Genomic DNA, 14,296 nt, shown 5'->3' with positions numbered 1-14,296 from the left:
TTGAGCAGCTTAGTAGGCTTAATTTGATCAAATTCCTAGATTTTAATGAGCTGTTTACCTGTATTTGCGCCTTTATATAAATCAGCGAGTGCTTGTGGTGCATTTTCCAAGCCTTCCGTAATATTTTCGCGATATTTTAATTCGCCTTGCGTATACCACTGGGCAAGTTGTTGCAATGCGGCTGGCGCTTTAGCTGTGTGATCAATTAACACAAAGCCCATTACGGTTAAGCGCTTGGTTAAGATATGGCGATCGCGTCGTGGGCCTAATGGTGTTTCTGGCTCCCAGCTTTCCACAGCAGCAGTACCGACTTGTAGCGCACGAGCATTCATCGCTAGGTTAGGGTAAACCGCATCGGCGATAGCGCCAGAGGTGTTGTCAAAAAATACGTTGATACCTTCGGGCGCAAGCTCAGCAATGGCTTTTTCCAAGTTTTCAGTGGTTTTGTAGTTAAGTGCGTGATCGTAGCCAAATTCATTAACGCACATCTCGACTTTATCGTCGCTACCGGTTAAGCCGATCACTTTACAGCCTTTAATTTTGGCAATTTGACCAGCAATACTGCCCACACCACCAGCTGCTGTTGAAATTAACACAGTTTCACCTGCTTCAATTTTACCGAGCTCATTAAGTACCAAGTAGGCAGTTAAACCATTTGGCCCTAATGCCCCTAGAGAGCTTGAAATTGGGGCTAACTCAGGGTTGATTTTACGGACCATAGGGTTGGGCTCACACACACAGTATTCTTGCCAGCCGAAAATGCCGTAAACCGTGTCTCCTTTCGCGTAATCTGGGTGTTTAGAGTCAATAATTTCACCAACACAAATTGAACGCATGACTTCATCAATTTGCACAGGTGGTAGATAGTTTGGCTCTAGTGATACCCAACCACGCATTGCAGGGTCAATCGATAGATAAATATTTTTAACGGCAATTTGACCTTCAGCTAGGGTTAAATCTAGCTCGGTGGTTTTTGCTGAAAAGTGCTCTGGTCCTGGGATGCCGTCGGGGCGATTTGATAATACGATTTGGCGATTTTGCATCACACTCTACCTTTTATTCTTAGCTGCTAATAATAATCTGTTACTCCATTATAACCATCGCGTCGGTAACTGGTTATCAGGTAATCTATTAACAGTAATGCAATTTTTGAATAACGACAGGCTATTTTCACAAGTTGAAGACTACGGCTGAGCTAGGTTTTGCGAAGAATGATAGCTCTGTTAAATTAGCTCGCGTAAAATCCCTGTTTTTTATTCGTTATCTTTGTTGTTAAATGGCTAAACCTCGTAAAAAACTGCCGGAAAAATCTGTCGATATTTATTGCAGCAAATGCAATAGCGCCTTATTCCAATACAAAAAGGGCGGTAAAGGGGCGTTAGTCAAATGCTTTAAAGAGCGTATTACCAAAGACTTCACCAGTGAGCCTTGTCAGTGCCCTAATTGTCAGCAAGTGTTTGCCCGAGAAACGCTAATTCGTGGCACACCTGCGTATAAAATGATTGGTGGTAAGGTGTGGTTTAAATAATATTTGATGTGGTAAATAAAAAGGGAGCCTGAAGCTCCCTAGTTGTTGTTGATTGATACGGCTAAAGCTAAAGTCAATTAAACCGTAAATTGTGCAATCATTTGGTTTAACTGCTGAGTAATATCGCGCTGCTCCGCACTCTTGCTTGCCATATTACCCGTTTGCGACACAGTGGTTTCGGCCAAGTCGTTAACCGCTGAGGTTTGTCGTGTAATTTCGTCAGACGCAAGTACCTGCTCACGGGTTGCCGACGCCGTTTCATTTGATTGCTGCTCAATAAGTGCAATTGCCTGGTTAATTTGCAGCAATTTGTCATTTACTTGCGTAATGATATCAGCGCTTTGGCTGGTTTTATCGCGACCAACGTGCATGGCATCTACGGCACTTGCTGCCGATGCGTGCAGTTTGGCAATGATTTCTTCAATCTCGCCTGTTGATTCTTGGGTTCGGCTCGCCAAGGTTCTCACTTCGTCGGCAACCACGGCAAAGCCTCTGCCTTGCTCGCCAGCACGCGCTGCCTCAATTGCTGCGTTTAAGGCAAGCAGATTAGTTTGTTCCGCAATACCTTTAATAACTTCAAGCATAGCGGTGATTGATTGCGAATTATGGTGTAATTCTTCAACCACATTGGCGGCATTTGAAACATCATGGGTTAGCTCATCCATCAACTGGCTTGCTTTAGCTGCAAGTTGTTGGCCTTCTGCTGATTCAGAATTGGCTTGAGTAGCATGATCAAGTGCCGTTTGCGCATTGTCAGAAATACCGTGGATGGTTTGGGTCATCTGCGATGTGGCCGTTGCGATTTGCTCAATATAGCCTTTTTGCTCAGACATAGTACTAGAGAAATTATCTACGAGGTCGCTAACATCGCCTGATTCAACCAGTACCTTCTCAGTCGTCGTTTTGCTTTGTTTAACAATGTGCTGAATATTCTCGACAAATAGATTAAACGAATCGCTTAATTGGCCCAACTCGTCGTTTCTATTCATTTCAATGCGCTGTGTTAAGTCGCCTTCACCCGTGGCGATATCGTCCATGGCTTTGGCAATTTGTTGAATTGGCGTCGTTAATAGCCTTTGAATAGTTAGCATCATCACACCCGCAGTAACCAAGATAATGACAATAACCGCTAATGAAGACGTCCAAATCGAGTGGTTAACTGGTTCATCAATCACGTATTGGGGCACCATAAAGCCAACACGCCAATCAAGCGCTAAGGTGTCATCTTTTATGCTGGCAACGTAGACTAAGTAGTCTTCACCTTGCCAAGTGACATGCGTTAACGCTTCGTCTTTTTGCTCTGCCAGCCTCATTAAATCGGCAAAGCCTGCGGCGCCTTCAATTTGACTGTCGACCACATTCAGTTTTGGCAGACTGCTCATATCGATGCGATTTTGGCTGTCAGGGAATGAAATTAGTTGACCGTCAGCAGTAAATAAAAAGCCGTAGCCGAGACCTTGGAATTTCATTGTGTCAATTAAGCTGTGGCGAATTTCAGAGGCGAGAATGTCGATCCCCATTACACCGAGCAGCGCTCGGTTATCGTCGTAAACTGTGGTTTTAATGGACGTGACAATCGACTTGTCGTTGGCATCAATTTCAGGCTTGGTAATAAACAAGCGATCTTTTGATAGCGCTTCGTGCCACCATGGGCGCACACTGGTTGAATAGTTTGGATCGTTGTAGCGACCGTTTAAATCAAAGTACTCGTGTGTTGCTTTGGGCGCGTAAAACACTGACTTGATCATCGGGTCGCTTTGAGATTCGTTTTTAAAGAGTCGAACAATTTGCTGGTAGGCTTTATCGTCTGAGATATCGCTACCTCGCTCGGTGTAATTTGCAAACCATTCATTGACGAAGGGGTTACTTTGCAGTGAGGTAACCACACGCGAACGTTCGCGGAAAAATTCATGGATACCATCAGATGCTTGTGTTGTTGAAATGCGAATGTTTTGTAAAACAGAGGCTTCAACACTTGTAGCCCGTTCACTGGTAACGGTAAATGCCACAATAATGGCAATAACAGAAATAATGCTAGATACAGACAGCAGTACCTTGCGCATTACAGAGGGACGATTGGACATACTTCACCTTAATCATTTTACTTCAAAATATATCTTCTCAACCAAGTACAGCTTGTCGATTTTATTGTTATGTGAACCACTATTTTGACGAACTTGCTTCAGAAGGTCGTTATTTCGCCTGACTTACTATCGATATAATTATTGTTAATGGGCGATATCACGAACCCTAATCTTGACCAATCTGGTCGGATTTGTCACGTCAAAATTATTCATCCGTTGTGAATAATTACGCAGTAGTGATTGCAGAGGTGGCGACACAAAGCTAAGCAGTAAACAAAAGCTAAGCAGTAAAATTCATCCAGCTAGCTAGATGATTTGCAGCTAGGTGATTTGCCGTTAGATTCGTGCCATTGTTGGACAAGTTTTCAGAATAAAACGGATAAAAGGTTAGAAAACACTAGGAAGTGAAAAACAAAGGCGGCTTATAAGCCGCCTTAAAGAGAGAGTCTAAATCGCCAGTTTATGGTTGGAAGTGACGATTAAAGAAATTCACTATGGTGCTATTCAAATGCACTTTAACGGCTTTACCACGCATACTGTGTTTACTGCCAGGGTATGTCATTAGCTCGAACGTCTTGTTCTTATCCTGCATCGCTTTGATTAGCTTAGTGGTGTTAGTGAACAGTACGTTGTCGTCTGCCATGCCATGGTAAACCAGTAATGCGCCTGATAGTCCATCAATATAAGGGAAAACACTACTCGCATTGTAACCTGCTTGGTTAGCTTGTGGGTGGTTTAGATAACGCTCGGTGTAGTGCGTGTCATACAACATCCAATCGGTTACTGGGGCGCCAGAAACACCGGCTTTAAAGTAATCGCCCGCCTTGAACATGGTCATCAGTGCCATATAACCGCCGTAAGAATGGCCGTATATGCCAATGCGCTCTTTATCAACGAACGGTAAGGTATGAAGGTATTTTACGCCAGTGATTTGATCGGTAACTTCAACGTCACCCAATTTTTCATAAATTGGGAATTCAAATGCCGTGCCACGATAGTTTGAGCCACGGTTGTCCAGTTGGAATACGACATAGCCTTGTTGCACTAAATACTGAGTTAAGTACTCCTTTGAGCCCCATTGATTGGTCACGCGCTGCGCGTGTGGGCCACCATAAACACGGACAATTACAGGGTACTGCTTACCCGGCGCCATGTTGCTTGGTTTGTATAACTTGTAGTAAAGGTTGGCTTGACCATCATCAGACTTGAGCGAACCAAACTCTGGTTGCACCCAATCACTTAAGTAAGGGGTTAGTGGGTGGGCTTCGTCCAGTTTGTTTTCTGATAACCAAGTTAAGTGCTCGCCGCCAATTTGGTGCAAACTTACTTGTTTAGGCTGGGCAATGCTTGAATAATCATCTAAATAGGTTTGGTAATCACCCGCAATCGTCACATCGTGATAGCCGTTGCGTTTAGTAACACGAGCTACGTGCTCCGGTGATTTACCGGATAAAGGCGCTTTGTATAAGTGACGCTCAAGTGGGGTATCGGCACGACCAGTGAAATAGACCCAGCCATTTTTCTCATCAACGGCTTTTAGGCTATCAACCACCCAATCGCCTTTGGTTAACTGCGCTTTTAATTTACCTTTTTTACTATAGTGGTAAAGGTGTTTAAATCCGTCTCGCTCAGACGCCCAAATAAAACTGCCATCACTTAAGAAGCGCAGATCATCGTGCAGGTTTAGCCAGTGATCTGAAGTTTCCGTTAGCAAGGTGTTTTGGCGGCGCGATTTAATATTGTAGCTACGTAGCTCTAGAGTTTGCTGGTTGCGACTCTGCCATTGGTAGGTTAGCTGTTGGCTATCAGGGATCCAATTAACACGTGGTAGATAAATGTCGGTTTCATCACCTGTGTCGACAAATCGAATACGCTTACCTTTAACGTCTACAGTTGCCAATTGAATGTTAACGTTGTTGGTGCCAGTTGCAGGGTAGCGCTGCTCAATCAGTTTAATTTCTTCCGCGTAAATTTCATTGCGGATTTCTACTTGTACTGGCGATTCATCAACTCGTAAAAAGGCTAAGTTTTGCTCGTTTGGCGCCCACCAGTAACCTGTCATTCGACCCATTTCTTCTTGGGCGACAAACTCTGACATGCCGTTTTTAATTAGCCCGCCACCGTCTTTGGTTAAACGGCGTTCTTTGCCCGAGCTTAGCTCGTAAGCATAAATGTTTTGCTCACGAATAAAGGAAATGTAATTACCCTTTGGCGAAAACTTAACGTCGGTTTCAAATTCCGGCGTATCGGTAATACGACGTGCAGTCTGTTCAGTTAGACTGTAGTAGTAAACGTCACCATTAAGTGGAAACAATAACGCGGTGCCATCGCTAGAGAAGGTATACTCCATAATGCCTGAGCCATAAACACGTTGGCGTTCGCGGCGTGCTTTTTCTTCGTCAGACAAGGTTTCAGGGCCTGAGAAAATATCGTTGGAGTCAACCAGTAAGCGATGCTGTTTATCGGCAAGGTTGTATTCCCACAAGTCATAACGGTATAAGTCTTCTTTTTTACCTTGTAAGTAGGTAACACGTTGGCCGTCTGGGGAAAACTTGAGAGATTTTGGCGTTTGGCCGCTTAACGACGGCGAGCTGTAAATACGCTCTAATGAAAGCTGTTCGGCATACACAGGTTGCAATGCCAGCGCACATCCCAGAGTGAGTGCGACTCGAGTGAATAACGTCATAATAAACCTGGATTTTATTATTGATAAAAGTGGTTAATGCCAATGCGTTAAAGCAATGTAAGCATTAACCAAGGGTTTTGTGTTGTCGCATACTAGCAAAATTCATCGGCTAAGGCTAAATCGCCTCTAATGCTTCGCTCAGCTTTTTAACGCCGATAACTTTCATGCCATCAATCTTAGTTTTTGGCATATTGTTATACGGCACAATCGCCCGTTTAAAACCGTGCTTAGCGGCTTCATTGATACGCTCTTGACCACTGGGCACAGGGCGAATTTCACCTGACAAACCTACTTCACCAAATACCACTAAATCTTGCGGCAGGGCGCGATCGCGAAAGCTAGAAACTAACGCTAAAAGTAAGGCCAAATCGATACTGGTTTCAGACACTTTAACGCCACCAACGACGTTAACGAATACGTCTTGGTCATTCATTTGCAAGCCGCCGTGGCGATGTAAAATCGCCAGTAGCATGGCAAGTCGGTTTTGCTCAGCGCCAACCGCAACGCGCCTTGGATTACCGAGCGCGGAGTGATCCACTAAGGCTTGAATTTCAACCAGTAGCGGTCGAGTGCCTTCCCACAAAACCATCACAATACTGCCTGGTGTTTGCTCTTCACCGCGGTTAAGAAAAATCGCAGACGGATTTTTGACTTCTTTAAGCCCAGTACCTGTCATGCCAAAGACACCGAGCTCGTTAACCGCGCCAAAACGGTTTTTATGGCCACGCAAGGTGCGATATCGTGAATCGGTTGAGCCTTCGAGCATAATGGAACAGTCGATACAATGCTCAAGTACTTTAGGGCCTGCCAATGAACCGTCTTTGGTGACATGGCCAACTAAAATCATGGCAACGTGGTGCTGTTTGGCAAAGCGGGTTAAGAATGCGGCGCTTTCGCGCACTTGCGAAACACTTCCCGGTGCCGATTGAATATCGGCCATATGCATTACTTGAATTGAGTCAATAACCATGATTTTGGGCTGCTCACGCTCGGCAATATGGCAAATATTCTCAACGCTAGTCTCTGATAATAACTTCAACTTATCTGTTGCTAGCCCCAAGCGTTTGGCACGCATGGCCACTTGCTGCAAGGACTCCTCACCTGTGATGTACAAGGTTGGCATTTGACTCGCTAAGTGACACATGGTCTGTAGCAATAGCGTACTTTTGCCGGCACCGGGCTCACCACCAATTAAAATCGCACTACCTGGCACGATACCACCACCTAAAACACGATCGAACTCAAGGAATCCCGATGAAAAACGTGGTAGATCTGTTAAGTCGATACTATCTAACGTTTGTACTTGTGAGGCGACGCTGCCAGCGAAGCCCGAAAAACTTCCGCCTCGGCCACTTGCCTTGGGTTGGCGAAACTCTGAAATAGTGTTCCAAGCCTTACATTCTGGGCATTGGCCAAGCCAACGAGAAAAGTCAGCACCGCATTCAGTGCAGACATATGAAGTTTTATTTTTTGCCATGATTATCCTTTTGGGGCACAGATATTGCTAGCTCGATGCGTTAGATATTGATTTTAATTAAATTGTGTTTAAAAATTGGCGCTTAATACTGTCTTAACTGGTTATTATCGGCTAAGTCTTATATATACTGGCTTGTGTCGTAATTCGCAATTAGCGCCATTGTAAAGAAAATAGAGATTAGATGACCAAGAATTTTTCTCAATATGCAAAAATCATTGAGCGTTTTAGAGGCCAAGTAAAGCAATCAGACTTTGAGGCCACTTTTTTAGACGCGACAAAAAATATTGCGAAAACCGAACGCTTCCTACTAAAAATGGAAATTAAGCGTTTGGCACAACCTTGTACTCGTTTGATTGATTTGCGTGGTCATGTTGATGGTGAATGTAAAGCCTTTGAAGATGAAGAGCGCACGCATTATCTCGATGACTTAGCGATTCGAGTATACAAAGATAATGTCAGCGCTTATGGCGGTTACACCTTCGGTGTTTACGAGGCAGTAAATAATACTGAAAACAATTTTCGCGTTATTTATCAACGCGAGAAAGCCGGCAGCCTACCAGCAGCAGCGCCAAGCGGCACGCCAAAAGTTCAAGAAAAACTCTATTACCCAGCTAAATTTGTACCTTTTGGTGATTTTTATAATCGCCAAGAAGAACGCATGAATTTCGCGATCGCCGTTGGAGTTACGCTTGCGAATGGCGAACAAATAGAAGCGACTAGCTCAGACTTGAGTATTTCGGGTGTTAAGCTGCGCTTTGCAAGCATGCAAAAAATATCGGTTGGCGATGTTATTAAGCTTGAATTTACTGGCCTAACGCAGGAGTTCCAATTTGGTAATCAGTCCAACTTTGAGTATCAAATAGAAAACATCAGTGTTGAAAATCAGGTTCAACTGATTGGTGCGTCACGCATTCTCGACAAAGAAAAAGATGGCTTTAAGCAGTTTCTCAAAGGTTTTATTCAAGGCAATAAACGCCGCTATAAAATTAATTTAGACAATACCATTGCTGCGTTAAAATCTCGCAGCTTAGAACAATTTTCCTTGCCTAAAATCAATGAGTTACCAGTATTTGTGGCAGCCAAAGAAGGTAAGTTTGTACCGCGTTATGCATTAACCTGTAATAACAATCAAGCGGTATACCAGTACTGGCAAAATGAAGCGAAACAAAGCACGTTGTACAACCTGATCGATTCGGATCGCGTTGAGCGTATGCTACGTGCTGAAAAAACTGGGCACTCATTATTGGTTTATAGCTTTGTTCATCAAAGTCAGGGACGCTCTTATTTTTACACCGCAGATGAAAAGCAACTTGCTCAAGATGAATCATTTGCTAGGCATTTTTTAGGCTTTGCCGCGTCGAAATCGACATTTGCCATTACTATGCTCTCAATTGCTGCGGTTGATAAAGTAAAGGCGAATGCACCATTAACGCTTGCAAACACCTTGACCAAAAAAGATGCCTACCTAGACATGCCAATTTCGGAAGAGGTGCAAAGTATTCTTTCGGGCTTGTCATATATTGTCGTCGCGACTGACGTGACCACAAAGCAAATACGCAGTGATTATCAGCAGTTTAATTACGACGACATCGTCACCAGTAAATTAAAAGCATTTGGCCACAAGCGTTTGGTTAACGTGCCTGCTATGGATGAAATTGGTGTTAACTATCGAAATCAACGACAAGAGCCTAGATTTGTTTATAAAACCCCTGTTGAGGTTGAGGCGGAAGGTGTTATGTGGACAGGCACATCACAGGACTTTTCGGTATCAGGCCTTAAAGTGCACTTAGATAAGTCGGCGGTATTAACCAAAGGCGAAATTGTTAAAATCGCCTTCCCGAATTTACAAAAAATTACTTCAACCTTTGAGTTAAAGTCGCTGCCTTATGAAGTCATGCGCATCAATAAAAAGAAAAATGTGCTGAATTTGCGTGTCCATGTTGAGCGTCACCAGCATATTGGCAGAGCTTTCTTTAAAGTATTGATTGAAAAAAACAAAGCCAAGCTGACCAAAGAAGAATACGCAGATATGACGCCGGGTCTTGCCAAAGCATTGCGTTCTATCTATGCGAAAAGTACGAGCGTGCCAAGTTTCTTTGTGCAAACAAGTGGCAGTCGCTACAAGGTTGAAACTTTGGCAAGCGGTAATAATGAAAAACCGTTTTTAATGAGCATGAAAGGCTTAAGTGATCGACCCAAGCACCTCAACCTTTACCCATTATTACATCACCCAGAAGCGGCCAATTTGGTTAACCTCACGTTGAAAAAACTGCAACAAGCTGATGCGCCAGCAGAGGAAACCTTGTTTATTTCAATTAAGCGAAATGCTGACGCGATTGATCAGGCCGTGACAACCAAGTTAGCCAGTGAACTAAGTTCCACTAAATTGAAAAAGATGTTTATCGACAAGGCGCAAAAAAGTGGTGAGTTTTATTGTGTGCAAATTAAATTGTCTCGCACCGCAGAGCCGGATATGGAGCACTTGAATCCAGAATTAAGCTATATTGGTTCATATGCAATTCATCGCGGCAAGCAATTGGAGCAAGAAATTTGGAGTGTTGCTGGCGTAATGCAGTGTTTCGATATCACTCAAGAAGTGATTAATCGCCATAAACTGCTAAATTAAAAATATTCACCAGTGATCAAAACAAAAAAGCCAGCCTATTTCGCAATATGCTGGCTTTTTCTTGTGTTGCCTTTTTCTTCGGCAGGAAAGAGCTGATTATTTTAACCAATGAAGCATACAATCAAGCCCACTATGGCTAATGCTTGAGTCGGCTTTCGCCAGTACTAGCGGTTTTGCTTTATAGGCGACACCTAAGTGAGCGGCTTCCATCATCACAAGATCATTAGCACCATCGCCCATGGCAATTGTTTGTGTTGTCTTAATGCCATATTGCTCGGCGAGTTCAACAAGCACGTCTGCTTTCTTTTGAGCGTCAACCACATTGCCAAGCACCTTGCCTGTTAGTTTCTCATCAACAATCTCTAGGGTGTTGGCATAGGCGGCATCTAAGCCTAATGTTTCTTTTAAATGGTCGGCAAAATAGGTAAAGCCGCCAGAGGCAATCGCAACACGCCAATTGTGTGTTTTTAATGCCTCAACTAATGAGACAAGCCCAGCCATTAACGGCAAATTATTCGCGACTGCTGCTAGAATTGATTCTGGCGCACCCTCAAGAGTGGCAACGCGTTGATGTAAGCTTTGTGAGAAATCTAGCTTACCTTGCATTGCTAATTCTGTTACCTCAGCAACTTTTTCACCAACGCCTGCCAACTTAGCAATTTCGTCAATACATTCAATTTCAATGGTAGTGGAATCCATGTCCATCACTAGTAAACCTGGTTCGTCTAAGCGTGGTGCGTCAGTGACAATGGCAGCTTCAAAATTCTCGCTTTGGGTCAGTGCTACTAACTGCTCGCGCGCAAATGTAATGTTTTCACATTCGATTGCAAAGCGAATGCTTTCCAGTTGATTTCGTTGATTGACCGCGGTTAATGCGGTCAACGATAGTTGGCATTGCTGTTCGATACGAGCAAGTAAGCTGACACTAAGCGAGCTAAAAACCACAAGTTCAATGTTTGAATTTTGCGCCTGATACTCGCTAAATTGAAAACCGCTCGGGGTTGTTGAAAGGCACACAGGCGCTTGAGCTAATACAGTTTGAAAGGCTTGTGCAAGCGGCTGATCGCTGACACTGACATCAGATTGAAAATTGCTGGTAATCACGAAAGAGTCCTAAATTCAGTATTTAAACAGATGCATACATGCTATATGGTATAAATATTGTTCACTTGGTTAATGGCTACGATGCAAACAGAATTGCCTTTATACCCCAAAATATCATCGATTTATAACAAAATTCTGCAATTAGCGATTGCGATAGTCTTGATTGTTGTGCTGCTCAATATGCTGATAACCCGTTATAACCACCAAGCTCAGTTGATTTCTAGCCAACAGCAAGCGTTCGCTGATGATTATATTAACCAAGCAGCACAAGCGATGTTGGTGTTATTAAAGCAAGGTAAAAAAGCCGCGACGAATGACTATTTAGCAAAGCTGGCGTTGCCAGAATTTATTTCAGGGGTGACCTTGTATGATCAAACTGGGCAAACTGTCGGCGTTGGTGGTAAAGAGCAGAGCATTCATGAATTATTTGGCATCAATACGCCAGAAGTAGCGCAATATTCCGACGTGGCTCCGCTTGTGGTCGAACTTAGGGATGAAAAACTGCAAGGGTATTTACGCTTTACTATCAGCAAGCAAGCGTGGCAACAAAGCTTGCAACAGGCTAATACTGAACATCAAGAAGTTATGCGCTACATGCTACTCGTTGCAGGTTTGATTGGGTTTTTGTTGGCACGCGGATTAAGTCGTTTTAGGTCGCCTACTTCACTGCTTAAAAGCAAGCGTCACTAATAGCGAAGGTATTAAAGTCACAAGTTAAATAAGCGGTTTATATTCGCTTCAATCTGCTCGCTTAATATTTCTTTGTCTTCACTACGTAAACTAGCTAGCGCCTCAAAAACATCGACAACATGTTTGGGGTGGTTTGCTTGCCCTTGAAAACCCGCCAGTGGCATTGCCGGTGCATCTGTTTCCAATACCAGCGATTCAATCGGTAACTTTTTAACGGTGTTTATGGTTTTGGCTGCTCTGGGGTAAGTAATCGTGCCGCCAATACCCAATAAAAAACCTAAGTCTAGATATTGTTTTGCTTGCTGGTAGCTGCCTGAGAACGCGTGAATTATACCGCCATGACTTAGCTTAGCCGCTTTGAGACTACGTACAACTTCGGGGTGGGACCGCCGGTGGTGAACGATTACGGGCAGTTGATGCTGCTTGGCTAGCTCAAGTTGTTGCTCAAAGATAGTGATTTGCTGGTTAAGATGCTGCGTTGGTGCTTTGCTGTCTTTAGCTATTGTCCCATCAATGCCCATTTCTCCGAGTGCAATCAGCGAAGCTTTGTGCTCCGCTATTAGTTTGTCGAGTTGCTCAATGGCATCATCGGCTAAACCATCGAGAAACCAAGGGTGAATGCCCAAGCAAGGATAAAGCTTAACTGAGCTTGCTGCTTGTGTTGGCAGTGATAGCACTTGTTGCCAGTTTTGCGGGCCAACACTAGGGACAACAATGCGCTTAACTTGCTGTGCTTCACAAGTTGTTAGTACATCATTCAAAGACTGGCTGAGTTCGTCAAAATCTAGATGGCAATGGCTGTCAGTAAAGCTTAGCAAGTGATTCTCAGTTGTTGTTGGTATAAGGTTTACATATAAAAAAGGTTAGCATGAAGCTAACCTTTTTTGTTCATTCAGTCTTTTCTGTTAAACGGATGTTTTTGTTCATCAGATGTTTGTGAGCGGGCTAGAAATTACGAATTTTTTCCGCACGTGCCACTAGTTTTTCCAACATGGGCTCAAGTTTAAATTTCTCAATAAAAAGCGGTGACAACTCGCGCTCTTTCAGCAAGGTATTGGCTAGGTAAACTGCATGCGCTGTGCCAAATGGTTTATTGAGCAGCTTTTCCGGTTGATATTGCAATACCAAAGCTTCGACAATAGCATAAGGAAAGCCCCACAAATGCAACAGATAACCACCTACTTGCGCGTGATCGGTATTAAATAACTTTTGCTCTAAGCCAATGTTATCGCTGCCATTTAAGCGCTCTGCCATAAACTTTTTGGTTTGCTTTTCGTCAACTTCATAGAGCACCAATTTGCCAATGCCATGCAGTAAACCAGTCAGCAATGCTTGTTGCTTTAGCTGTGCTTTAACAATAGATGCCGCCATTCGCGCAGTGGCTAAACAGTGCTGTTGTTCTTGCTCAATTGAGAAGTCAGGAATATTGGGCTGGTAGGAAAACATCTCTGCCGTCATCACAATACAGCACAGGGTATCAACCCCCATTTTCGTGATGGCATCACCGATGTTCGTAATTTGCTTGCCCTTAGCCATCGCCGAGCTATTGACGAATTGCAACACTTTAGCGACAAGTGCTGGATCGCGACTAATAATTTCGGCAATCTTTGCTGAGTCAGTAGTACTTTGCTTTAGCAGCTGATTAAGCTGCATATAAACCTTAGGTGGGCTTGGTAGAGTTTTGATCTTAGCAACGGCATCAACAATATGTTTTTTGGTGATAGCTCTGTGCTGCGGCACCATAGCTTCAAGCAAGGCGACAAGTTCTGCCGCGTGAATCGGTGAACGAATCTGCTCGTGCGCTAAATCGAAGTCACTGTTGTCATCGTGGGTAACGACAATTTTAAGGGCATGAGGAGCCGCTTGAATAAGTGCTTTTAGGCATGCTTCTACCGCCATATCCGCCAATTGCTCGTTAACTACAACGACGTCGTAGCGGCTAGCGGCAAGTAGCTCTAATGCCTGTTCGGCATTGGCAACCTGACTTAAGGTATGATTACCGCGACTAAAAATTTTATTTAGCGTTGCTTGATCGGCGCTATTAGCCCCGATAAGTAAAAGCTTCATTACGACTTCACCTCTTCCTTACTCCCTAAAAATA

The 14,296-nt window shown here is 43.8% G+C and carries 10 protein-coding genes; 3 read left to right on the top strand and 7 right to left on the bottom strand.

The genetic code is table 11. The features are described from left to right. Nucleotides 1-35: 35 nt before the first annotated feature. Nucleotides 36-1,043 (bottom strand): NADP-dependent oxidoreductase, encoded by a 1,008-nt coding sequence (locus DXX92_RS15815; protein WP_116001406.1) that lies wholly within the window; start codon nucleotides 1,041-1,043, stop codon nucleotides 36-38. Nucleotides 1,044-1,276: 233 nt separating this feature from the next. On the opposite strand from DXX92_RS15815, the gene DXX92_RS15810 reads away from it, so the two are divergent. Beyond that, nucleotides 1,277-1,528: a hypothetical protein gene (locus DXX92_RS15810; RefSeq protein ID WP_116001404.1), complete on the top strand. Its 252-nt coding sequence runs from the start codon at nucleotides 1,277-1,279 to the stop codon at nucleotides 1,526-1,528. A gap of 77 nt (nucleotides 1,529-1,605) precedes the next feature. Here DXX92_RS15810 and DXX92_RS15805 read toward each other — a convergent pair whose 3' ends face one another. From DXX92_RS15805 to radA, 3 genes are all read right to left on the bottom strand, one after another. Then, a complete protein-coding gene (locus tag DXX92_RS15805; RefSeq protein WP_116001402.1) occupies nucleotides 1,606-3,612 on the bottom strand; it encodes a methyl-accepting chemotaxis protein in 2,007 nt (668 codons plus the stop codon). Between the two features lie 460 nt (nucleotides 3,613-4,072). Then, nucleotides 4,073-6,301, bottom strand: a complete 2,229-nt coding sequence (locus DXX92_RS15800) for a DPP IV N-terminal domain-containing protein (RefSeq protein ID WP_428977365.1) — start codon at nucleotides 6,299-6,301, stop codon at nucleotides 4,073-4,075. Between the two features lie 112 nt (nucleotides 6,302-6,413). Beyond that, a complete protein-coding gene (radA, locus tag DXX92_RS15795; RefSeq protein WP_116001398.1) occupies nucleotides 6,414-7,775 on the bottom strand; it encodes a DNA repair protein RadA in 1,362 nt (453 codons plus the stop codon). Nucleotides 7,776-7,956: 181 nt separating this feature from the next. Here radA and DXX92_RS15790 point away from each other — a divergent pair, with 181 nt between their 5' ends. Beyond that, a complete protein-coding gene (locus DXX92_RS15790) occupies nucleotides 7,957-10,401 on the top strand; it encodes a PilZ domain-containing protein (protein ID WP_116001396.1) in 2,445 nt (814 codons plus the stop codon). Nucleotides 10,402-10,497: 96 nt separating this feature from the next. Here DXX92_RS15790 and serB read toward each other — a convergent pair whose 3' ends face one another. Continuing rightward, a complete protein-coding gene (gene serB, locus DXX92_RS15785) occupies nucleotides 10,498-11,505 on the bottom strand; it encodes a phosphoserine phosphatase SerB (protein WP_245961501.1) in 1,008 nt (335 codons plus the stop codon). Nucleotides 11,506-11,586: 81 nt separating this feature from the next. Here serB and DXX92_RS15780 point away from each other — a divergent pair, with 81 nt between their 5' ends. Then, on the top strand, nucleotides 11,587-12,195 hold the full coding sequence (locus DXX92_RS15780) for an AhpA/YtjB family protein (RefSeq protein ID WP_181901766.1): 609 nt from the start codon (nucleotides 11,587-11,589) through the stop codon (nucleotides 12,193-12,195). 17 nt (nucleotides 12,196-12,212) lie between these two features. Here the strand turns inward: DXX92_RS15780 and DXX92_RS15775 are convergent, their stop codons facing one another. Further along, complete coding sequence (locus DXX92_RS15775; protein WP_116001392.1) at nucleotides 12,213-13,013, bottom strand: TatD family hydrolase; 801 nt, start codon at nucleotides 13,011-13,013, stop codon at nucleotides 12,213-12,215. Nucleotides 13,014-13,140: 127 nt separating this feature from the next. Further along, complete coding sequence (locus tag DXX92_RS15770; protein WP_116001390.1) at nucleotides 13,141-14,262, bottom strand: HDOD domain-containing protein; 1,122 nt, start codon at nucleotides 14,260-14,262, stop codon at nucleotides 13,141-13,143. Nucleotides 14,263-14,296: the final 34 nt, after the last annotated feature.

Origin of the sequence: Thalassotalea euphylliae (genome assembly GCF_003390395.1) — a bacterium.
In the GTDB taxonomy this organism is placed as follows: domain Bacteria; phylum Pseudomonadota; class Gammaproteobacteria; order Enterobacterales; family Alteromonadaceae; genus Thalassotalea_F; species Thalassotalea_F euphylliae_C.
The sequence above is the reverse complement of the archived record's forward strand: the minus strand, read 5'-3'. Positions and strand labels throughout refer to the sequence as shown.